This window comes from Hydrogenophaga sp. (genome assembly GCF_030656115.1).
Classification (GTDB): domain Bacteria; phylum Pseudomonadota; class Gammaproteobacteria; order Burkholderiales; family Burkholderiaceae_C; genus Hydrogenophaga.
In genome coordinates, this window is record NZ_JAUSOO010000133.1 from 1 (window position 1) to 22,607 (window position 22,607).

The window sequence follows — 22,607 nt, forward strand, 5'->3', positions numbered from 1 at the left end:
CCCCAAATTTTCGGGCATTATTGGCCTCCAGCCCATATGCAGCGGGCGCAAGCAGCTATCAAAAGCATAGCGCTCGCCGACACCATGGTTAACGGTAAACCGGGAAGCGGCTGGTCAGTGCATTGACCTTGGCGCGCACCGCCTCAATGTTCGCCGCGTCGCGCGGGTTGTCGAGCACGTCGGCGATCAGGTTGGCGGTCAGGCGTGCTTCCTCGTCCCTGAAGCCGCGTGTGGTCATCGCCGGGGTGCCGATACGCACGCCGCTGGTGACCATCGGTTTTTCCGGGTCGTTGGGGATCGCGTTCTTGTTGATGGTCATGTGGGCAGCGCCCAGCACGGCCTCGGCTTCCTTGCCAGTGATGCCCTTGGCGCGCAGGTCGACCAGCATCACATGGCTTTCGGTGCGGCCGGAGACGATGCGCAGACCGCGCTGAGTGAGTGTTTCAGCCACGATCTCTGCGTTCTTCACGACCTGCTGCTGGTAGGTTTTGAATTCGGGCGTCAGCGCTTCCTTGAAGGCCACGGCCTTGGCCGCGATCACATGCATCAATGGGCCACCTTGCAGGCCGGGGAAGATGGCGCTGTTGATGGCTTTTTCGTGCTGAGCTTTCATCAGGATGATGCCGCCACGGGGCCCGCGCAGGCTCTTGTGGGTCGTGGACGTGACCACGTCGGCAAACGGCACGGGGTTGGGGTACACGCCTGCGGCGATCAGGCCGGCGTAGTGGGCCATGTCCACCATGAAGATGGCGCCCACATCCTTGGCGACCTTGGCGAAACGCTCGAAGTCGATGCGCAGGCTGTAGGCAGACGCACCGGCGATGATGAGTTTGGGTTTGGTCTCGTGCGCCTTGCGCTCCATGGCTTCATAGTCGATGGCTTCGTTGGCATCCAGGCCATAGCTCACCACGTTGAACCACTTGCCGCTCATGTTCAGGGGCATGCCATGCGTCAGGTGGCCCCCTTCGGCCAGGCTCATGCCCATGATGGTGTCGCCGGGTTTCAGGAAGGCCAGGAAGACGGCTTCGTTGGCCGACGCGCCGCAGTGAGGTTGCACGTTGGCCGAATCGGCGCCAAACAGTTGCTTCACGCGGTCAATGGCCAGTTGCTCGGCAACATCCACGAACTCGCAGCCGCCGTAGTAACGCTTGCCGGGGTAGCCCTCGGCGTATTTGTTGGTGAGCTGCGTGCCTTGCGCGGCCATGACGGCGGGCGACGCATAGTTTTCGCTGGCGATCAGCTCTATGTGGTGTTCTTGGCGGGCGTTTTCCGCCTGGATAGCGGCGAACAGTTCGGGGTCGGTTTGTTCAATCAGAATGTTGCGGTTGTACATATTGGCAGTCCTAGTGACGTGGAACCCTGCGCGGTGGTGACAAAGACAGGGGCTGCCCAGGCGAACGGCTGAACGCCCTTGCAGCGGTGGGCCTTGGGGCGGTACGCTTCCCAGTGGTTGTCCCAACCGCCAGAGATTTATGGGGCAGGGGGGCCACGTCAGCGCGTTGAGCCCCGGTGGAATTCAGCCAGGACCCGCGCCTATCGCCAGTTGCGTACCCCGAGAGTTTAGCCGAGCAGTCAATTCAGAGCACACCATCAGAAGATGGACTGCTGCGCGCTGGCCGGGTCGCCGTGTTGCACAGCATCAAGATGCTGCCAGTGGCGCATCTGCTGGCGTGGCTCGGGCTGGTGTTGTAACTTCGGCTTCCAGTTCATCCTGCGGTGTCACGTTCAGAAGGTCTGACTGTGCTGGTGCAACCACAGGGATGAGCCTGCTCGGTGGCGTGTAGATGGGCATGGGTTTGCCCAGCGCCACGCTCTGAATGCGCTGATGTTCGGCCATCACCTTGTTGATGTACCAACTGCCGTCGGTACTGACAGCGCCCACGTACAGCCGCAGGCCACCTTCGATAGACCCAGCTCGTTTGATGCATTCTTGGAGCACCTGCACACCTACCCGCAGATTGGAGACAGGGTCAAATGCTGCCAGCTGACCACCAAAATCTTCGTATTTTTCGGTGTGTACGCGGGTCAGCACTTGCATCAGGCCTTGCGCACCGACCGGGCTTTGTGCAAAGGGGTTGAAGCGCGATTCAATGGCCATAACCGCCAGAATCAACGTAGGGTCGAGGCGGACCTTTTTGCCGATTTCAAAGGCTTCGGCCACCAGCACGCTCAAGGGCTCGGGTGCCACTCGGTATTTGCGGCTGAGCCAGAAAGCCACGTTGGCTTGTTCTTTGGGCAGGGCCTTGGGCTCGGCTGCGGTCACCCGGTCGATAGCACTGGGTTCTGAGGCAAAGACCAAGGTGCCGGTCTCAGCCATGGTCGCAGCCCCCTGGCGTTGCAACAGCCAGCCCAACAGGTGCTGCTCGGCGCTGGCGCGGAGGTCACCACGCATACCCAGAACAATCAATGCAACTGTCAGTGTGGTGCCCAACAAGGCGATACCGTTGTGGGTGATGTCGAAGAAACCCCGGTACACATCGACGAGGGTGGTTTTAAGGGGGGCCAGCGCACGGGATGTGCTTTTGTCTGGCGTTGGGATTTGCGCGGTCATGTTGTCGGTCCTTTCTGCGCCGGTCTTCGTGTTTGGGTCGGATCGGCTGGATTGGGTCGCCATCGATGGCGCGACCTTGTGGGTCATGCGTTCGAGTTAGCCGGAGTCGGCAGCGGTTCGGGTTTACCCTCGATGGGCAAAGCGGCCGAATATTAGGAGGTTATTAATATCAAGTCAATGTTATTGATTGGTTTCATAATAACAAATATGTATATAACAATGGATGTTGACTGTTCTGTGCGTACTTTCCTAGCAGGCGCAGCAGTGCTGCCAAGGGCTTTAAGCGTGTGATTTCTAAAAGACCGTTTGTCGGTAAAAAACCACCCTTGGTGCTGGTGTGACAAATGGTCGATTGCCCGAACGGGGGCTGCACTTTCATTAAAAATTATCATCGTGTGCCTTGGTTTGTGCCCTTGCGGTGGTTTGCCAAGGGGAGTAACCTTCAGTTGCCAGTCATCGCGACAGGCATTGGCTGGTACCACGGTTCTTCCGTATGCCAGCCCCCAATGGGGGCAATCTCTTGCTCCCAGGCTGGAGAGACCGTTCCCTCTCTCCGCCAAAACCGACGGCATGAGCGTTTTTGCCCGCCGTCAACCCCGGTGGCTCATCCCACCGGGGTTTCTTTTTTTCTGGCAGCTGCGTGAACGTTTGCATGCTTTGGCTTGTTGGGTTGCCTGCGCCGTTTGGCCACACCCTGCGCACGCCCGACAGGATCCCAGCACAGCAGCACCCCTGTGAACTGGATACTTGATGCCGACATCAAAGGATTCTTCGATGCGGTCGATCAGCAATGGTGGATACGTTTTGTGGAACACCGGATCGGTGACGAGCGCATCATCCGCCTTGTGCGCAAGTGGCTCAAGGCGGGCGTTTTGGAGCAAGGGCAATGGCAACGCAGCGACATGGGAATCCCGCAGGGCGCGGTCATACCAGCCCCTGCTGGTCAATATCTATCTGCACGACGTCTTTGACCTGTGGGTCAGGCCGTGGCAAAAACGAGAGACCAAGGGCAAGGTGGTATGGTCGCAACAGTGTTTTGCCGTCAAACACCCGAGGTAGCAGCCGCATGCCCGAATTGGGCACGTACGGATCTGTGCGGGGTGTGCTCAGTAATGGGCGTCTCTACCGCGATTCCTTGAGGGCTGGCTTGGTTGGCGTTGCCTCCGGTGTTGAAATGGCGACTGCAAAATCAGGCCAATCTGGTGGTGACACCCGCTGAATACCCCGCACTGTCTGTGGGGCATCGCCAAAGACATTCGGCAAGCCGAAATGCAAGACCTGGCGCTCGCTGCAAAGACCGTGAGCGACGGCGCCATGCGAGAGCTGGCTGTGGCGCGCAACGTGGCGGTAAAGGTCTGTCTTGCTGTCGCAACTTGCCCGAAGGCCGCATGTTTTTCAGTGCACCTCAGGTGGCGCGGCAAGGTGAGCGGTGGATGAAACAGGCCGAACTGAAACGGGTGCCTCAATGAAGGGTGGTCGAAACCGTCCATCTTGCCTTATAAGTGTTTGAGATCTCGGTGAAATAGCAAACACGTTCATCGCCTCGGAGCCGCGTCAACACCGGCGACAATACGCACATGAGCCACTCCGTTGGGGTGTGGCCCGCTGAATCTTTGAAGTCCTTATTTATTATGTCGCTGTTTCCCCTGCGCAAGTCTTCGCCCCAGTCCAAAGTCCCTGAGTCTGCCGTGAGCACGCCTGTCCCGCCCAAAGTTACTGCAGCCCATCCGCTGGACACCGTGACCGGCGGCGCATTCAGTGCCCCCACGTCTGGCGAGCGTGCAGCGCGCATTCGTGAATGGCTGAGCACCGATCCTTCGCTGGAGCAAATGAACGAAGTGTTCAAAGAGCTGTCACACCGCGACCGTGGGGCAGCCAAACCGCTCAAGGAAAAGCTCGATGAGCTCAAGCGACAGAAATCTCAAGAGCAAATTGGTGTTGAGTGGGCGCAAAAAGCCCAGGCACTCCTGAACCATTCCCGCTTGAACTTGGCCGATGCCCTGGGTTGGCAGCGCGACGCTGCGCGCGCTGGGGCACCGTTGTCGCGCGAACCGCTTGCCTCTCTCAAGCAAGCCTTGGCCGAGCGTGTGAAAGCGATTGAAGACCTGCAACACAGGGTCCAGGTAGAGCGTGAAGCGGCCGTTCTGATCGCGCAGCGCATTGAGGTGTTGTCCACCAAGCCTTGGCGCGAAGCCCAGCACAGCACCGAAACGCTGCGCGGCGATGTGGCGCATTGGCAACAGCAGGCCAGCGCCTTGATGCAAGACACCCAATGGCCCAGCGTGGAGGTGAAGTTTCCGCCCATGTTGGAAGCCTCGCGCAACCAGCTCCAACTGGTGTGGGACGCTTTTGAGGCAGCCCTGAATCAGACCGTAGCTGCCGATGCCAACCCGCAGGCACCGCTGCCCGCCGTGCCTGTGTGGGCCGACGAACTGCGTGCTGCACGTGGCATAGATGCTGCCGTGCCGGCCGAGAAAGCCGCACACGATGCCCAAGCCGCCCAAGAAAAAAAGACCCGCGTTGCAGCCGACCTAGACAAGGCACTGACCGTGTTGGAGCGCGAGTTGGCCGAAGGCCACGGCAAAGCCACGCCCAAGGCGGCCGCCGATGTGCGCGCGGTGCTCAAGGCCCAGGGTCGTTTCCTGAGCGCCGAACAAGAGGCCCGCGCGCATGCCGCGTTGTCACAGGCCGGCGAGCTCGAAGGCTGGCAACGCTGGCGCGCCGACCAGTTGCGCGAAGAGCTGGTGGCCAAGGCCGAATTGCTGTTGCAAGCCCCCGAAGGCCAGCGCATGGGTGGTCGCAAGATGCAGGAAACGCTGCGCAGTTTGCGTGACCAATGGAAAACGACCGACCAGGGTGGGCAGTCCAACCAAGCGCTGTGGAAGCGGTTTGACGAAGCCTGCACCGAAGCCCACAAGGTGGTTGAAACCTGGCTGGCCCAGGTGCGCCAGCAGGCCGATGCCCACAAGGCCCAGCGCATGGCCATCGTTGAAGAGCTCAAGGCCTGGACCTCAGCACACGCTGAAAGCACCGATTGGAAGGCGCAAGTGCGTGCACTGCAAGCCTTCTCGGAACGCTGGCGCGAGGCCGGACACCTGAGTGAAAAAGCCTTTGCCGACATTCAGCCGGTCTGGAAAGATGTCATGCACAAAGCGCACGCCCGTTTAGAGGCTGCGCAAGCCGAGAGCACTGCACGCCGCCGGGCCCTGATTGAAGAGGCGGTCGCTCTGGGTGCAGCGCCTATGTTGCGGATTGACGCTGTCAAGGCGCTGCAGCAACGCTGGCAAGCCGAAGCCCACGCGGTGCCACTGGAACGCAAGCACGAGCAAAAGCTCTGGGAAGCGTTCCGCCAGCCGATTGATGAGGCCTTTGCACGCAAGAGCACGGAGCGAGAAAAAGCCTCGGCCGCCCTGAATGAACACGACCAGCGCGTGCTGGACGCGTCGCGCGCTCTGGAAGCCGCCAGCGCCAGCGGCGATGCCCAGCAAATCCGTGTGGCCATGGCCGAACTGGAGGCTGCATTGGCTGGTCAGCCTGTGGTTGCGCCAGTAGCCAAAGCCGTGGCAGCCACCAAACCCCAGGATCAGGCCGCAGCCGAAGCCGCTGCACCCGAAACCCATGCGGTTGCTGAGGTTGTAACTGAAGCCGCAAGTTCAGAGCAGTCTGCGGAGCCTGCCGTCACTGCCGCACCGGCTGTACAGCCCAAGAAGCTGGTGGCCATGCGCGGTGACGATCGCCCAGGCATGAAAAAGGCCGAACCTGCGGGTCGCGACGTCCGTCGAAATGACCGCCCTGGTGATCGCCGTGACGGCGCCCCCGGACGGCCTGACGCACGCGGTGGCCGCGATGCACGGAACACCGGTGCAGCGCCCATGCGCGACCAGCGCGATTGGCGCGAAGACCGTGAGCCCCGCGGTCCGCGCTTGGGCGACGCCGCATTCCGCGCGCAGCGCCAAGCCATTGAATCGGCTCAGGCCAGCTTGCGCAAACTGGCCGCGCAGGCCCATGGCGAGGTGCTGACACAGTTGATGGGCGCCTGGGAACAGCGCGATGCGCAGCTTGTGCCCACGGTGCAAGCTTTGGGCCCCCGCCTGACGCCGGCACTGCGTACCGCCTGGGTGGCCGCCGTATCCAAGTCCGCAGGTGTTCTGGCGGGTGAAACTTTGTTGCGCCTTGAAATGGCTGCCGAAGTGCCCACGCCTGCCGAACACTTGAGTGATCGCCGCATGTTGCAGTTGCAGCTGTTGACCCGTCGCAATGCCGCCAGTCCCACTGAGACCTGGGGTGAAGACGTGGCCAAGGTGCTCGCCAGCCCGTTCGATGCCGCCGTGGCTCGCCGCTTGCAAAACGTGCTGAAGGTGCTGCTCAAGCGCTGATTCGCGGCAAAGTCGCACCCCCGCCCAGTCCTGAGGCAGGGGTGTGAGAGACGGTGTTCAGCGGTCCGCTGTCTGGGGCCGAAAGAACCCGTCGTACAGCTGCAGCAGCTCAGGAAGCTCCTGGGCAAAGCGTTCGCGGCTGACAAAGTAGGCTTCACACGTCACAGCAAAGAATTCGGCAGGATCTTGGGCTGCGTACCCGTCGAGCCAAGGTTTCTCTCCGCCGAAACGTTCGGCAAGCGCCATGGTTTCGCGAAAACGGTCGTAGGCGTCTTGCATGGTTTTTCGCCAATGCTCCCGGGCTTCGGCGGGGTTGTTCAATCCCATGAACCCTTGGGGCAGAGGCGGTGCGCCGTCGGGGCTGTCGCCAGGACGCATGCGGTGCATGTCCATTTTGTGAACAAACTCGTGGATGACCACGTTGCTGCCGTGGGGCGCCGCTTGCGGCGCGTGCGCCACCTCTTGCCAACTCAGCATGATAGGCCCGCGGTCCATGGCTTCGCCCGCCAGGACCTCGCGGTAGCGGTGCACCACGCCGCTGCCGTCGGTCACTTCGCGCTGCGCCACCGCGGCGCCGGGTTGCACCACAATGCCTACAAAATCGCTGTACCAGTTCAGGGCTTCCAATGGGTCGTGCCCTGGGCCTTTGCTTCCCACGCCACCCATGTGCAGCAAGGGCAGGCAGGCTTGTGCTGCAATGGTGAGTGCCATGGCATCGGTGATCTCAAGCCCGTTCGCACCATGGAATTCTTTTTCCATCAAAAAATGTGCAGAGAGCTGGCGCAAATGCCGTTGCTCGCCCGGGCTGAGCGCAGCCAGAAAAGGGTGGTGCGCTATGGTGTGGCGCCACAAGGGTTCGGGCACGGCCGGAGGTCTGCGCAGCCCTCGTGGCAGCCAGCGCTGAATCGTTTCGGGAAGCCAGGAGGTGGGCGACATGGGTATGGGGTATCAGCAGAACAGTGGCTCGCGGTGCAAACCTTTTGCATCGAGTCGCAACACCTCGGCCCGTGGGGGTTGTGCGTTCAGGTCCCAGTCGCTCAGCACCACACGTTGCAGGCCACCGCCGACGTCGTGGTGCGCAGGGCGGTGGGTGTGACCATGAATCAGGGTCGTGCAGCCACTGCGCTCTAACCAGGTACGGGCAGCGGGGCCATCCACGTCGGCCCAGAGCGTTGGGTCGCCCGCCGTGTGGGCTTTGCGTGCCTGGCTTTGCTGGCGCAGTTCGCGTGCGGTGGTTTCGCGTTCATCCAGCGGGCGGGCCAGAAAGTCGCGTTGCCACGCCGTTTGGCGCACCATGGCGCGGAACCGCATGTAGTCCGTGTCGTCCAGGCAGAGCGCGTCGCCGTGGCTGAGCAGCCAGCGCTGACCGAGAAAAACCAACACCGTAGGATCGACCAACGCTTGCATGCCGCAAAGGCTCAGGGCTTGTGCGCCCAACAAAAAATCGCGGTTGCCGTGCATGAAAAAAACCGGCGTGTGCTGGCTGTAGGTCCGCAGCGCCGCAGCGCAGTCGCGCCAGAATCGGTGGTCTTCTTCAGCCTGCAGACTGTGTGGGCCGGCTGCTTGCAGCACGTCATCGCCGACCCACACTTCAAACAGATCGCCCAGAATGCAAAGCGCATCAGCCCTTTGGGCAGCAGGTCGTTGCAAAAACTGCCGCCAGACGTCAAACGTGGCGAGATCAGCGGCTTGCAGGTGCACGTCTGATATGAAATCAACCGCCTGCCAGTGCGCTGGGGCGTGCCATTCAGGAAAGAGGGGGTTGTGTGGCTGGTCCATTGAAAAAGGGGGCTGTGAGCCCCCTCTGGTATCGGTCGTTTTTTAGATCGCAACCGCTTTTTCGATCACCACGTCTTCTTTCGGCACGTCGTCGTGAAAGCCCTTGCGGCCGGTGGCCACGCCTTCAATCTTCTTCACAATGTCGGCACCCGACACGACTTTGCCAAACACGGCGTAGCCCCAGCCCTGCGCGCTGGGCGCGGTGTGGTTCAGAAAACCGTTGTTTGACACGTTGATGAAGAACTGGGCCGTGGCCGAGTGCGGGTCGCTGGTGCGTGCCATGGCCACGGTGTACTGCTCGTTCTTGAGGCCGTTGTTGGCTTCGTTCTTGATCGGCGCGTCGCTGGGCTTCTGGTTCATACCGGGTTCAAAGCCGCCGCCCTGCACCATGAAACCGGGAATGACACGGTGGAACACCGTGTTGTTGTAGTGGCCCTTGTTCACATAAGACAGAAAGTTGGCGGCCGACAAAGGGGCTTTGTCGGCATCGAGTTCCAGGGTGATGACGCCAAAGTTGGCGATGTGCAGTTCGACTTGGGGGTTGGCCATGGTCATTTCTCCAGAGTGGCTTTGAGGATGGTGATGGGGGTTTTGGGCACGTCGGTGGGGAAGGGGCCACCCGCGCCGGTGGGGGTGTCTTTGATTTTGTTCACCACGTCCATGCCAGCAACCACTTTGCCGAACACGGTGTAGCCATACAGTTCGCCAGCGGCCAGCAGGTTGGCGCGGACCACGTTTTCGTAAACCCGGCCTCGGTACTCAAAGCGGGGCACAGGGTCGCCGGGTGGAATGGGGGTGGGGTCGAGGAAGGCGTTGTCTTTCACATTGATGAAAAACTGGGATGAAGCCGAATGGGGATCGTTCGTGCGCGCCATGGCCACGGTGCCGAGCACGTTGCGCGGGCCACCGCGTTCCAGAGCAGCCTGGCCTTCGTGTGCGATGGGTGCCCGGGTGGTTTTTTGTTGGTAAGCGGCGTCAAAGCCACCGCCTTGCACCATAAAGTTGCTGATGACGCGGTGAAACACCGTGCCATCGTAGTGCTTGTCCCGCACGTACTGAAGGAAGTTGTCGACTGTTTTGGGTGCTTTGTCGGGGTACAACTCCAGCACGATGTCGCCCATGGAGGTGGTGATACGCACTTTGGGTGCGGTGTTTTGTGCCCAGGCACCCATGGGCGCCATGGTCACAGCCACGGTGGCGATCAGCAGGGAGCCGAACGGGCGACGCAGCCATCGCAGGGAGAGACGCTGTAGGTTCATCAAGGCGTTCCTTCAAAAAATATTTTCCACTGGTCGCTTTCACGAATCCAGTATTGGCGCTTGGTGGCACCACGGGTTTGGCCCATGGCGACTTCGCCAAACGTCACCACCATGGTGTCTTCGGTGTCGCGCCAACGCAGCATGGACACGTCTTTGAGTTCCAGTTGCCGCTGGCCATTGGAGCGAATTTCGTCTTCTATTCGAGGCCACCATTGGGCCAGATCGCGGCCTTGGCTGCGGAAACGGTCTGAGTAAAAGCCCTTCAGCTCGTTCAACTTGCCTTGGCTTTTGAGGCTGCGCCATGCTTCCAGGGTGGTTTCAAATGGCTGGCGGTCGGCATTCAGGGCTGCAGGCGCTACCCAGTGCAACTCGGGCGCTATGACCACCGGCGTGGTGCGAATTTGTACGGTGGAGAGCAGCCGCTCCAGATCGGGGTTGGACATTACCACGCAGCCGTCGGATGCCTGGGGCGCTCGCACAAACTGTTCGCGCGGCGTGCCGTGCAACCAGATGCCGCTGCCGGTCTTCCCGCGCTGGATGTCCAACGGGTTGGGGTAGTTGATGGGCAGTGCTCCCACGCCGTACAGATCGGGCAGGCCGGCTGGGTCGAGGTTGCTGGTGATGTAGTACACGCCCAGTGGCGTGCGCTTGTCGCCTTCCACCACTTTTTCAATACCCGAAAGACCCACCGAGATATAGTAGTCGCCCAGAAGACGCAGTTGTGGGCTGCGCTGGCCTTGTGCGTTGGCGGAAGCCCGGTTTTCAAAGAGATAAAGCCGCGAGCGCGATGCATCAATGGCAATGGCGTGGCGGCTTTGGGACGACAGCGCCAGAAACTGGGTGGGAATATGGCCCTCGGGTGGGCGTTCGGTGAGCGCACGCAGCCGACGGCGCGATTCATCGCGCAAGACTGCCAACTGCTCGGCCGCAGCCACGGCTTTGGTGTCGGGTACATCGCCCAGCAGGTGCACGGGCCGCGTTTGCAGCGTGAGCAGGTCGCCAAGCACCAACTGAGCCAACTGAAAGTTGGGGTGGGTACGCACCAGCGCTTCGGTTTTTGCGAGAGCATCGCGGTGCTGACCTTGGCCGATGAGCTGGTAGATCTCGATCAACGCTGCTTCAGCACGTCCCAGCAAGGGTTTTACCTGTTGAAAATCGCCATGGGTCAAGGGCTTGCTGGCCAGGCCGGAGGCCGTTTCATCCGAGAGGGTTCGCACAGCACCTTGCATTGTGATGAAGGCGCTGTCCATGATGGACTTGGGCGTTGCTGTGTCCACGGTGGCTGCGGCCACGGGCTCCACCACCGTACCTGGTGTGGTCACGCCAGACGGATCGCGGACCATGCCCGAAAGGAAGAACGCAAGCAGGGTTGCAGTAACCAACACCGCGCCAAGGCCCAGAACGGTGCTCCAGCGCCGGGCCGGTGGCGAGTTGAACCTCACCGATGGAAGCGTGGCATGTCCTTGCTGCGAGTTGCGCCGACGGAGCATCAAGAACCCGTGGATTCGCGCACGATCAACCACCGGTTCCCGGTTTTGACCATGTCGAGGGTTTTTCGACTGGTGACGTTGAGGGTGTCGGAGCTGTAGGCTTGGCGAAAGCGTGCGGTGGCGCGGTTGCCGTTGACCGTGATGTTGAGGTTGCTGATGTCCACGCCGATCCGCGCGCGCGGCACGATGCGCGCCTTGCGATCAGTTTCCCATTCGCTGCGCGACTGTCCGGCCGGGGGGGTGAAACTGGTGGAATAAGCACCCAAATAGCCGGACATGTTTTTAGAAGACCAGGCTTTGGCCCAGGCGCGAACAGCTTCTTCCACCGCATCTTCTTCGCCACGGTTGGTTTCGGTGGCTGTTGCCGGAGCGGGTTTGACCACCGCCGGTGTGGCAGCAGGCGCAACGGCTGGTGCGGTAACAGCAGCTGCAACTGCGGGTTCTGGCGCCGAGGCGGCAGGTCGCACACCCTTGGCGTCGGCCGCGAAGAGGTTGCGGATCAGGCTGAGCTTGGGTGCCACGGCAGCGTTTCCGGCATCAAGCTGCAGGGCCTTGCTGTAGGCCTGGCTGGCCAACTTGGCATACACATCGCCCAGGTTTTCATGGGCGGTGGCATAACTCGGGTTGGTGCGAATGGCCATTTCCAACGCCGCGCGGGCTTTGTCAAACTGGCTCTGTCCTGCGTACAGCACCGCGAGGTTGTTGTACGGCTCTGGCAGCTCCGGGAAGTCCCCCGTCAGTTTGCTGAAGGTGGCAATGGCTTCCGTGGTCTTGCCACTTTCGGTCTGTATCACGCCTTTGAGAAAACGCATTTGCGGATCGCGGGGCTTGCTGGTCAGGTACTGATCGGCTTTGGCCAAAGCTTCGCTGAGCTGGCCGGCACGAACCAGGCGGTTCACTTCGGCATAGTCGTCTGCTTGCGCTGCGACCATGGGCGATACCAGTGCGGTGGATACCGCTGCCGAGAGGGCGAGGCGTCGCAGCTGCTTGCCCAAGCTGGCGCGGAGGGTGTGGCCTGGCTGGTCAAACGGGTATGTCATGGCGAGGAGTAGGTGAAGTCGAAGAGCGGGCGGGTTCTGATTTGCCGCGCGTTGGAGTCCATGAAACACTGTTCGAAGGGCCGATTCCGCACGTTCGCACAGCGTTGGCTGGCTATACTGGCGGATTGTATCTGAGGGGTGTAGGCCCAATGTTTGCCACCGAATGGGTTCTCCGATCGGTCGCCCCTCTTGGGTAGACGTTGTCACACACAGCCTGACGCCCGTGGCTCTTGCGCCACCTGCGCTCCACCCCTGTACCCGAAAATCCGACCCTTCATGACTCTCAGAATTTACAACACGCTGTCGCGTCGACTGGAAGCATTTCGACCGATAGAACCCGGTCATGTGCGCATGTATGTGTGCGGCATGACGATTTACGACCTGTGCCATATCGGGCACGCCCGCATGATGATGGCGTTTGACGTGGCGCAGCGCTGGCTCAAAGTCAGCGGCTACCGCGTAACGTATGTGCGGAACATCACCGACATCGACGACAAGATCATCAAACGGGCGGTGGAGCGGGGCATTACCTTGCGTGCACTCACCGACGAAATGACCGCTGCCATGCACGCGGACACCGGTGCCTTGGGCATTGAGCCCCCCACGGTGGAACCGCGCGCCACCGCCTATGTGCCGCAGATGCTGTCGTTGATCGGGCAGTTGCAGACCAAAGGCCTGGCTTACCAGGCCGACAACGGCGACGTGAACTTTGCTGTTCGCCAATTTGACGGCTACGGCAAACTCTCAGGCAAGTCGCTGGACGATCTGCGTGCGGGCGAGCGTGTGGCCGTGGCGGGCGACAAAAACGATCCGTTGGATTTCGTGTTGTGGAAGTCAACCAAGCCCGACGAGCCCGCTGAGGCCCAATGGGACAGCCCGTTTGGACTGGGTCGCCCGGGCTGGCACATTGAATGCTCAGCGATGAGTTGCGCCACCTTGGGTGAAACGTTCGATATCCATGGCGGCGGCGCCGACCTGCAGTTTCCACACCATGAAAACGAGATTGCCCAATCCGAAGGGGCCTCTGGCAAGCCGCTGGCACGCTTTTGGATGCACAACGGGTTTGTGCGTGTGGACAATGAAAAAATGTCCAAGAGCCTGGGCAACTTCTTCACCATCCGTGAGGTGCTGCAAAAGTACGATGCCGAAACAGTGCGGTTCTTTATTTTGCGGGCGCACTACCGCAGCCCACTGAACTACAGCGACGTGCATCTGGACGATGCCCGCGCTTCGCTCAAGCGCCTGTACACCGCGCTGAGTCAGGTGGATGCGGCGGCGGCCATGCCGATCGACTGGAACCAGCCATTTGCCCAGCGTTTTCGCGCAGCCATGGACGATGATTTCGGTACGCCAGACGCCGTGGCCGTGTTGTTTGATCTGGCCAGCGAGGTCAACCGCAGCAAGGATGCAGCGCTGGCAGGTCTGCTGCGTTCGCTGGGAGGAACGCTGGGGTTGCTGCAGGCCGATCCGATGGCTTACCTGCAAGCCGGGGGCGCCGCCGCTGGGGTGCTGGACGAAGCGCAAATTCAAGAACACATTGCTGCGCGTGTTGCCGCCAAGCAGGCCAAGAACTTCACCGAGGCCGACCGCATTCGGCAGCTGCTGCTGGCCCAAGGCGTGGTGCTCAAAGATGGCCCTGCTGGCACGAGTTGGGAGCGTGCCTGATGGCTCAGGCTCCGCTGCCCGACGTGGGGCCGGGCGCACCGGCTTACTGGCAGGAGGCCTGTCGCCACCTCATGAAGCGCGACCGGGTGATGAAAAAATTGATCCCGCAGCACACGGGTGTGAGCCTGGAGTCGCGCGGCGATGCGTTTGTGACCTTGGCGCGCAGCATTGTGGGACAGCAAATTTCCGTCAAGGCTGCGCAGTCGGTCTGGGACCGGTTCGCCTTGTTGCCCCAAGCCATGGTGCCCGCGCAGGTGCTCAAGCTCAAGGTGGACGACATGCGTGCTGCGGGGCTGTCTGCCCGCAAGGTGGAATATTTGGTGGATCTGGCACTGCACTTTGCGAACGACCAGGTGCATGTGAACGCCTGGGCAGACATGGACGACGAATCCATCATTGCCGAGCTGGTCGCCATTCGCGGCATTGGCCGGTGGACGGCTGAAATGTTCCTGATCTTTCACCTGATGCGGCCCAATGTGCTGCCCTTGGACGACGTGGGTTTGCAAAATGGCATCAGCCGGTGCTATTTTTCAGGCGAGCCAGTGAGCCGCAGCGAGATCCGTGAAGTAGCGGCCAGTTGGGCCCCTTTTTGCAGTGTGGCAACTTGGTATATTTGGCGCTCGCTGGACCCGGCCCCCGTGGCCTACTGAAGAAAATTCTGCTCAGTTTGCCTGCTTGTTGTTCCTTGAGGCAAACCACCACCATCTTCTTCTCCATGAGGACCGTACCCGCAGCCCGGCACAATCGGCGCTGTGTTTTTTTGCCGGTATCACCACTCACGACCACAGGAGTTACACCTTGGCCAAAAAGAATTTTCTCGACTTCGAGCAGCCCATTGCCGAACTCGAATCCAAAATTGAAGAACTGCGTTATGTGCAAACCGAGTCGGCGGTGGACATTTCGGCAGAAATTGAACAACTGGCCGGTAAGAGCCTGCAGCTGACCAAAGACATCTACAGCACCCTCACACCGTGGCAGATCACCAAGATCGCGCGCCACGCCGACCGGCCCTACACGCTGGATTACGTGCGGGACATCTTCACGCACTTCCAGGAACTGCACGGTGACCGCCACTTCTCGGACGACTTGAGCATCGTCGGTGGTTTGGCCCGTTTCAACGGCCAGCCCTGCATGGTGCTGGGCCACCAAAAAGGCCGTGACACCAAAGAGCGTGGTCTGCGCAACTTTGGTATGACCAAGCCCGAGGGCTATCGCAAGGCCTTGCGCTTGATGAAAGTCGCTGAGAAATTTGGTTTGCCGGTGTTCACTTTTGTGGACACACCGGGCGCTTATCCCGGCATTGACGCGGAAGAGCGCGGTCAGTCTGAAGCCATTGGACGGAATATTTTCGAGATGGCTCAGCTTGAGGTGCCGATCATCTCCACCATCATCGGCGAGGGTGGCTCCGGTGGTGCCTTGGCCATCTCTGTGGCCGATCAGGTGTTGATGCTCCAGTATTCGGTGTACTCGGTGATCAGCCCCGAAGGCTGTGCCTCCATTCTCTGGAAAACCAGTGACCGCGCCAGTGACGCGGCCGATGCGCTGGGTATCACGGCCCACCGCCTGAAGGCGCTGGGGTTGGTGGACAAAATCGTCAACGAGCCCGTAGGCGGCGCCCACCGCAACCACAAGCAGATGGCTGCCTTTTTAAAGCGTGGACTGACCGACGCTTGGCGCCAGGTGGCGGACCTCAAAGTGCAGGAACTGGTGGACCGCCGTTACGCGCGCATCAACAGCTATGGCCGTTTTACCGACACCAAGGCCGACAGCAAAGCGGACAAACGCTGACATGAGCGCCAGCGCACCCTCCGCCAACCCCTGTGAACAGGCGTTGGAACGGTGGTGCGAGCGTTGGCAGCCCGGGCCTGGCAGGGCGTTGCAGGAGGACATTCGCATGGCTGTGGCCTACAGCGCCGGCGCCGACTCCACCGCGTTGCTGCTGGCCGCACACCGACGCTGGCCTGGCCGGGTCACGGCCTTTCACGTCCACCACGGTTTGCAGGCTGCCGCCGATGGCTTTGAAACCCATGCCCGAGCGTTCTGCGCGCTCCACGGCATCGCCCTGCAGGTGAGTCGGGTGCAGGCGGCGCACAGCCTTGGTGAGAGCCCCGAGGCAGCCGCTCGGGATAAGCGCTACACCAGCCTGGCTGGCATGGCGAAGCAAGCCGGGGTGGATGGCGTGCTGCTGGGTCAACATGCTGACGACCAGGCTGAAACCGTGTTGCTGGCGCTCAGCCGTGGGTCGGGCTTGCCTGGCTTGGCAGGGATGGCTGAGCGCTTTGAACGGCACGGAGCCGTGTTTGGGCGCCCTTTGTTGGGCGTGGCGTCTGCGGATTTGCGTGGCTGGTTGCAGGCGGTAAGCCATGCTTTTATTGAAGACCCGAGCAATACCGATGTGCGCTTTACGCGCAACCGCATTCGCGCGGTGTTGATGCCGGCCTGGAATGCCTGTTTCCCCGGCTTTCGCACCATGCTGGCCCGCTGCGCACGCCACGCTGCCCAGGCTCAAATTCTGCTCGACGACCTAGCCCAGCTGGATCTGATCCAGTCCGGGGAGCCGCCCGCCATGGCTGTTTTGCGGGTTCTGGGCCGGGAACGCCAGGCCAATGCACTGCGCTACTGGCTGCGTCACAGCCATGGCGTAGCCGCCAGCGCAGCGCAGTTGGACGAGTTGCTCGACCAGATCGCAGATTGCCGTACGCGGGGACATCGCATTCACCTCAAAATCGCCAGCGGCTTCGTGGATAGGTCGGGCGATCGGCTGATCTACACCCCCCCCGATATAATTTAAGGCTTTGTCTTAGGCGGGCAACCGACACCAGACTGCGTTGTCTGAGCGGGCCACGCCGTTTTCAACGACCTATCCAACCCAACCCAACCCGATGGCTTTGATTGTTCATAAGTACGGCGGCACCTCCATGGGGTCGACCGAGCGCATCCGCAACGTGGCACGCCGTGTCGCCAAATGGCACAAGGCCGGTCACCAGATGGTGGTGGTGCCCAGTGCCATGAGCGGCGAAACCAACCGCCTGCTGGGCTTGGCCAAAGAGCTGGCTCCAGCCAAAACCGACAGTGCCTACAGCCGCGAACTCGATATGCTGGCGGCCACCGGTGAGCAGGCCTCGTCGGCGTTGCTGGCCATTGCGCTGCAGGCAGAAGGCATGCAGGCCGTGAGCTACGCCGGCTGGCAAGTACCCATCAAAACCAACAGCGCCTTCACCAAAGCCCGTATCGAGTCCATCGACGACGCCCTCGTACGCGCCGATCTGGACGCCGGCAAAGTGGTCATCGTGACCGGTTTCCAGGGCGTAGACCCGGACGGCAACATCACCACCCTGGGCCGTGGCGGCAGCGACACCTCGGCTGTGGCCGTGGCCGCCGCCCTCAAAGCAGCCGAATGCCTGATCTACACCGACGTGGACGGTGTCTACACCACCGACCCGCGCGTGGTGCCCGAAGCGCGCCGCCTGTTGCGCGTGAGCTTTGAAGAGATGTTGGAAATGGCCAGCATGGGCAGCAAGGTGTTGCAGATCCGTTCGGTGGAGTTCGCCGGCAAATACAAAGTGCCCCTGCGCGTGCTCTCCAGCTTCACGCCCTGGGATATTGACTTGAATGAAGAAGCCGCATCTGGCACCCTGATTACTTTTGAGGAAGACGAAGAAATGGAACAAGCCGTCGTTTCCGGCATTGCCTTCAACCGCGATGAGGCCAAAATTTCGGTGCTCGGTGTACCCGATAAGCCCGGTATTGCGTATCAGATCCTGGGTGCCGTGGCCGCAGCCAACATCGAAGTCGATGTGATCATTCAAAACCTGAGCAAAGACGGCAAGACCGACTTCAGCTTCACAGTGCACCGCAACGATTTCCAGAAAACCATGGACTTGCTCAAGTCCAAGGTGGTCCCAGAACTTGGCGCTGCCGATGCTGTGGGCGACGCTCGCATCTGCAAAGTCAGCATCGTGGGTATTGGTATGCGCAGCCACGTGGGCGTGGCCAGCCGCATGTTCAAGTGCCTGAGCGACGAAGGCATCAACATCCAGATGATCTCTACCTCTGAAATCAAAACCTCGGTGGTGATCGACGAGAAGTACATGGAACTGGCCGTGCGTGCCCTGCACCGTGAGTTCGATCTGGATCAGACCGCTGATACCATTGCCGGTTGATGGGAAGACGTTGTATCTGGTGTGCAGGGCAATTGCATTTGAAGAAATTTGAGGGAAGAGGCCCAAAGCTGGTGTTCACTCAAGAATTTTCCATTGCAAGTGAACCTGATGCTGATACGAGCTTTCTCGATACTGCCCGACCCACGCACCGGTCCTGCACAGCGCCATGATCTCAAGGAGATGATCGTGATGACGCTGAGCGCCGTGCTGTGCGGGGCGGACAACTGGGTAGACGTCGCAGAGTGGGCCAGCGACAACGAAGACTGGCTCAAAAAATACCTTGTCCTGGAGCAGGGAACGCCCTCGCACGACACGTTTGGGCGCGTCTTTCGCTTACTCGACGCAGAGGTTTTTGAGCCATGCTTTCGCTGCTGGATACAAGGCATTGCAGGCCATGTCAAAGGCGTGATTGCCCTGGATGGCAAGACGTTGTGCGGCTCGCGCGATGGCGCCAACACGGCACTGCACATGGTCAGCGCCTTTGCCACGCAGAGCGGGCTGTGCCTGGGCCAAGAGGGAACGCGGGGCAAAGGCAACGAAATCGTGGGTATCAAGGCGCTGCTGGAGACGCTCGCGCTCAAGGACTGCACCGTGACGATTGACGCCATAGGCTGCCAGAAGGAAATCGCCGAGAAGATCATCAAGCAAGGCGGGGACTACCTGCTGGCGGTCAAGGCCAATCAGGGCACGCTCTTTGAGGCGGTGGCGGCGTTCTACGCCGAGGGCCAGAGGCACGGCTTTGGCAGCCTGGCGCCAAGCCGGTTCGAGACACTGGAAAAAGACCACGGGCGCATTGAGACGCGGCGCCATGTGTGGGTGAGCAAGCTCGACTGGATGGAGCCATCGCTGCGCGGGGAGTGGAAAAACCTAGCAGGTGTGGGCATGGTCGAGCGCCAGCGCGAGATCAAGGGCCAGGTGTCGGTGGAGCGCACGTTCTACATGGGCTCCAAAGGCATTTCATCGGCCCAGGCGCTGGCCGAGGCAGCCAGAGGGCACTGGGGGATTGAAAACCGCCTGCACTGGGTGCTCGATGTCACGTTTCGCGAGGATGAATGCAGGGTGCGCACCGGGCATGCGCCGCGCAATCTCTCGACGATCAGAAAGTTCGCCCTGACGCTGCTGCGCCAGGACCAGCAGTACCCCAAACGCAGTTTGCGCAGCCGCCGAAAAACCGCTGACCGCCTCACGGAGCACAGAGAATCACTCTTGGGCCTTCAGGCTCGGGCGTAAATGCAATTGCCCTGATCTGGTGTCAGCAATTCTCAATATGGCCGAACGGGAGCAAACTGAGGGTGTAGAGACTTCAGGCGGAGGCTGTGATGGCTGCAATGGTGAAGGGCAAGACGCTGGACTTTGCGCAAGTGATGCACCGGGTACGCGAGGTGCTGGAGCAGTTGCCCGATGCTCGCCGAGGCAAGAACCGGCACTACCGCATGACCGATGCGGGGGTGAGCGCGTTCTCGGTGTTCTTCATGCAGTGCGCCTCATTCCTGGAGTACCAGCGGCGCATGCAGCAAGAGCAGGGGCGCAACAACGTGCAGTCGATGTTCGGTGCGCATGATATCCCCAGCGACAACCAGATCCGCAACCTGCTCGACACGGTCAAGCCGCAGGCGCTGGAGCCGCTGTACGACGCACTGCTCGAAGGGCTGATGAACGAAGGCGTGATCGAGCGCTACCGGACCTTGCAGGGCAAGGTGTTGCTGGCCCTGGACGGGGTGACGTATTTTTCGTCCACGACGCTGCACTGCGCGCAGTGTTCGCAGCGCCGCCATGCGGGACGCACCCTGTACAGCCACAGTGCGCTCACACCCGTGCTGGTGCAGCCGGGCCAAGACAAGGTGGTGGCCCTGGCACCGGAATTCGTCACACCGCAAGACGGCAGCGCCAAGCAGGACTGTGAACTCAACGCGGCGCGGCGCTGGTTGCAGCGCCACGGCTCGCGCTGTGCTGAATTTGGCACGGTGGTGCTGGGAGATGACCTGTACTGCCATGAGCCGTTTTGCCAGGCGTTGCGCGCGCAGGGGCTGGACTTCGTGCTGGTGTGCAAGCCTGAATCGCACCCGACGACCTACGAGTGGCTGCAGATGCTCGAGCGCCGCGGCGATGTGCACAGCATGACCGTGCGCCGGGGCACCCCCCGCAAGGTCTATATCGACTGCTACCGCTGGGCGCACGCGCTGCCCCTGCGCGACGCCGACGGTGCTCTGACGGTGGACTGGTGCGAGCTGACCACCACCAACGAGGCGGGCAAGGTCCTGTACCGCAACAGCTTCGCCAGCTCCCTGCCCGTGGGTGCCCAGACGGTGCGCGAGATCGTCGCAGCCGGGCGTGCGCGCTGGAAGATCGAGAACGAGAACAACACGCTCAAGACCAAGGGCTACCGTTTCGAGCACAACTTCGGTCACGGCAAGCAGCATCTGAGCGCCACGCTGGCCAGCCTGATCGTGCTGGCCTACCTGCTGCACACCGTGCTGGACTGGCTCGATGAGCGCTTTGCGCACCTGCGCGAACTCATCGCCTGTCGTCAGCGCGTGTTCGACGACATGCGTGCGCTCGCCACCTACTGCCACTTCCCCAACTGGTCCGCCATGATCGCATTCATGATCCAGGGCCTGACAGACGGACCGCAGCCTGTGCCAGCGCCTCCTTGAACACAAATTGAGAATTGCTGATCTGGTGTGCAGTTGGTGCTGAAATGGCTGCAAACTGAGGCATAATACGAGCTTCGGAGCGATGACCGAGTGGCCGAAGGTGCTCCCCTGCTAAGGGAGTATGGGGTGTAGAGCCTCATCGAGGGTTCGAATCCCTCTCGCTCCGCCAAGTCAAACCCGCAATTCTCAAGAATTGCGGGTTTTTTGGTTTTTACTCCTGTGCAACTCAGATAGTTTGTTGGTCGCTGATGCCAGTGACACGCTGACCGCAAGGCAATGTTTGCGTGAGCAACTCGGCGTCTGTCTGCGTTGCCCAAACCACCCTGTTGCGTCCTTCAGCTTTGGCCCTGTACAGCGCCTTGTCGGCCATGTCCAGCAACGTCTCCAGGCTACCCTGGTCTCCAGGGGGTAAGCTGACACCACCAATGCTCACCGTCACGGACAGACCGGGCACACTGCTTTCCGTGTTGGCCAGTGCTGCGTTCTCCCCGCACATGGGATTGGCTGCAATCAGCCGCCGCAGTTTCTCAGCCAGGCGGCGGCCTGCCTCGGCCCCTTCTTGCGGCAGCAGCACCACAAACTCTTCCCCGCCAAGTCGCCCGACTACGTCGGTGCGACGCACGGCGCCCTGCATCAGGCCTGTGACATGGCGCAGCATGGCGTCACCAGCCAGATGCCCCCATTGGTCGTTCACCTGCTTGAAATGGTCCAGGTCCAGCACCAGCAGCGACAGCGAAGTGTGCTCGCGCTGCGCACGGGCCAGTTCCACCAACGCCCGGTCCCAAAGTGCACGTCGGTTGAGAAGGCCCGTCAGTGCATCTGTGGAAGCCAAAGTCTCTAGCTGCACCTGGTTGCGTGCTAGCCGGCGGTTGGTTTCGGCTAAAGCGCGCTGCAGCAGCTCGGTTTGGACAAAACGCCGCCACAGCAGCACCGATACCAAAAACGACAAAAGACTTGCACTTGCCGCGTTTACGCGTGCATTGGCCAGCGTATCAGGCCCACTGCTCACAGAGCCGAGCCCCCACGCCATCCATGCCCAAGCGGCTGCATACAGTACGGCTGCATGCGACGGGCGCAGCAGCAGCAAGATGGCCATTGCGGCGCATGCGTTGGCATATGCACTGATTGCGCTCCCCACCGCTTGATCCACCCAAGTCAGGTGGATGGCCCAGACCAGTACCGCACAAGCGGTCAGTTCGGGCAGCGCCCGAGCTAACGTCGATGGCCGTAACTGCTGCCGCGCTCGTTGTGCCACTGCCCACACGCCCACCATTGGCAGCACCATCAACGCATGGGCCCAAGCCACCTCATGCGCCCAGCCCGTGCGTACAGGGTAGTCCGCTTCGTACCAGAACCCAAAGTACGCCAAGTGACCCAAATTGAGCAGCACCATCAGCCAGCTGGCTTTGGCCAGGTGGTCTAAATTGATACGCAACGCTGCGTCAGCGACCGTTGCCGACTCACGCTGCCACCGAGCGATGGTGGTGCTAAGCGTGGTGTGTTCAGACTCCGGTAAGGCGGCCATACAGGTATTCAAGAGCAAAGAATGTCAACCACATTCGGCGAAAGATAGCATGGACCCAATGCGGTGAAATCATTCTCATTAACAAATTGCTTGATCCCAGAATAG

The 22,607-nt window shown here is 61.0% G+C and carries 16 protein-coding genes, 1 tRNA gene, 2 pseudogenes and 1 riboswitch; of the genes and pseudogenes, 10 read left to right on the top strand and 9 right to left on the bottom strand.

Translation table 11 applies throughout. The features are described 5' to 3' along the window. Positions 1–88: 88 nt before the first annotated feature. Both glyA and Q7J58_RS17080 read right to left on the bottom strand, forming a co-directional pair. Entirely contained in the window at positions 89–1,333 is a 1,245-nt protein-coding gene (glyA, locus tag Q7J58_RS17075) for a serine hydroxymethyltransferase (RefSeq protein ID WP_304830616.1), read from the bottom strand. 47 nt (positions 1,334–1,380) lie between these two features. Then, positions 1,381–1,557: riboswitch (ZMP/ZTP riboswitch) on the bottom strand. Positions 1,558–1,639: 82 nt separating this feature from the next. Then, entirely contained in the window at positions 1,640–2,551 is a 912-nt protein-coding gene (locus Q7J58_RS17080; protein WP_304830618.1) for a lytic transglycosylase domain-containing protein, read from the bottom strand. Between the two features lie 728 nt (positions 2,552–3,279). Here Q7J58_RS17080 and Q7J58_RS17085 point away from each other — a divergent pair. Both Q7J58_RS17085 and Q7J58_RS17090 read left to right on the top strand, forming a co-directional pair. Further along, positions 3,280–3,550: pseudogene (locus tag Q7J58_RS17085) on the top strand (reverse transcriptase domain-containing protein); the annotation flags it as partial. Between the two features lie 632 nt (positions 3,551–4,182). Then, complete coding sequence (locus Q7J58_RS17090) at positions 4,183–6,927, top strand: DUF349 domain-containing protein (protein WP_304830620.1); 2,745 nt, start codon at positions 4,183–4,185, stop codon at positions 6,925–6,927. 57 nt (positions 6,928–6,984) lie between these two features. Here Q7J58_RS17090 and Q7J58_RS17095 read toward each other — a convergent pair whose 3' ends face one another. The 6 genes from Q7J58_RS17095 to Q7J58_RS17120 form a co-directional block, all read right to left on the bottom strand. After that, positions 6,985–7,863: a M90 family metallopeptidase gene (locus Q7J58_RS17095; RefSeq protein ID WP_304830622.1), complete on the bottom strand. Its 879-nt coding sequence runs from the start codon at positions 7,861–7,863 to the stop codon at positions 6,985–6,987. Between the two features lie 12 nt (positions 7,864–7,875). Next, positions 7,876–8,706, bottom strand: coding sequence for a UDP-2,3-diacylglucosamine diphosphatase (locus Q7J58_RS17100; protein WP_304830624.1), 831 nt, complete (start codon positions 8,704–8,706; stop codon positions 7,876–7,878). Positions 8,707–8,748: 42 nt separating this feature from the next. Beyond that, the gene (locus Q7J58_RS17105) at positions 8,749–9,255 is read right to left on the bottom strand and encodes a peptidylprolyl isomerase (RefSeq protein WP_304830626.1); all 507 of its coding nucleotides are present in this window, start codon (positions 9,253–9,255) and stop codon (positions 8,749–8,751) included. A gap of 2 nt (positions 9,256–9,257) precedes the next feature. Then, on the bottom strand, positions 9,258–9,887 hold the full coding sequence (locus Q7J58_RS17110) for a peptidylprolyl isomerase (RefSeq protein WP_304830927.1): 630 nt from the start codon (positions 9,885–9,887) through the stop codon (positions 9,258–9,260). Positions 9,888–9,964: 77 nt separating this feature from the next. Continuing rightward, complete coding sequence (locus tag Q7J58_RS17115; protein WP_304830628.1) at positions 9,965–11,287, bottom strand: L,D-transpeptidase; 1,323 nt, start codon at positions 11,285–11,287, stop codon at positions 9,965–9,967. A gap of 167 nt (positions 11,288–11,454) precedes the next feature. Then, on the bottom strand, positions 11,455–12,495 hold the full coding sequence (locus Q7J58_RS17120) for a tetratricopeptide repeat protein (RefSeq protein ID WP_304830630.1): 1,041 nt from the start codon (positions 12,493–12,495) through the stop codon (positions 11,455–11,457). A 276-nt stretch (positions 12,496–12,771) separates the two neighbouring features. On the opposite strand from Q7J58_RS17120, the gene cysS reads away from it, so the two are divergent. The 8 genes and pseudogenes from cysS (at position 12,772) to Q7J58_RS17160 (ending at position 21,146) form a co-directional block, all read left to right on the top strand. Continuing rightward, positions 12,772–14,160, top strand: a complete 1,389-nt coding sequence (gene cysS / locus Q7J58_RS17125; protein ID WP_304830632.1) for a cysteine--tRNA ligase — start codon at positions 12,772–12,774, stop codon at positions 14,158–14,160. Beyond that, positions 14,160–14,810: a DNA-3-methyladenine glycosylase 2 family protein gene (locus tag Q7J58_RS17130; protein WP_304830634.1), complete on the top strand. Its 651-nt coding sequence runs from the start codon at positions 14,160–14,162 to the stop codon at positions 14,808–14,810. Before cysS ends, Q7J58_RS17130 begins: the two co-directional genes overlap by 1 nt. A 148-nt stretch (positions 14,811–14,958) precedes the next feature. Continuing rightward, entirely contained in the window at positions 14,959–15,948 is a 990-nt protein-coding gene (locus Q7J58_RS17135; RefSeq protein ID WP_304830636.1) for an acetyl-CoA carboxylase carboxyltransferase subunit alpha, read from the top strand. Positions 15,949–16,054: 106 nt separating this feature from the next. Beyond that, a complete protein-coding gene (gene tilS / locus Q7J58_RS17140; RefSeq protein WP_304830638.1) occupies positions 16,055–16,951 on the top strand; it encodes a tRNA lysidine(34) synthetase TilS in 897 nt (298 codons plus the stop codon). Positions 16,952–17,042: 91 nt separating this feature from the next. Continuing rightward, positions 17,043–18,323 (top strand): aspartate kinase, encoded by a 1,281-nt coding sequence (locus Q7J58_RS17145; protein WP_304830640.1) that lies wholly within the window; start codon positions 17,043–17,045, stop codon positions 18,321–18,323. Positions 18,324–18,431: 108 nt separating this feature from the next. After that, positions 18,432–19,553 carry an ISAs1 family transposase gene (locus Q7J58_RS17150; RefSeq protein ID WP_304830642.1) on the top strand — a complete coding sequence of 374 codons (1,122 nt, stop codon included), beginning with the start codon at positions 18,432–18,434 and terminating at the stop codon, positions 19,551–19,553. A gap of 131 nt (positions 19,554–19,684) precedes the next feature. Further along, a pseudogene (locus Q7J58_RS17155) lies at positions 19,685–20,881 on the top strand (transposase); the annotation flags it as partial. 172 nt (positions 20,882–21,053) lie between these two features. Further along, positions 21,054–21,146: transfer RNA gene (locus Q7J58_RS17160), tRNA-Ser, on the top strand. A 57-nt stretch (positions 21,147–21,203) separates the two neighbouring features. Here the strand turns inward: Q7J58_RS17160 and Q7J58_RS17165 are convergent. Continuing rightward, complete coding sequence (locus tag Q7J58_RS17165; RefSeq protein WP_304830644.1) at positions 21,204–22,502, bottom strand: GGDEF domain-containing protein; 1,299 nt, start codon at positions 22,500–22,502, stop codon at positions 21,204–21,206. Between the last annotated feature and the right edge of the window lie 105 nt (positions 22,503–22,607).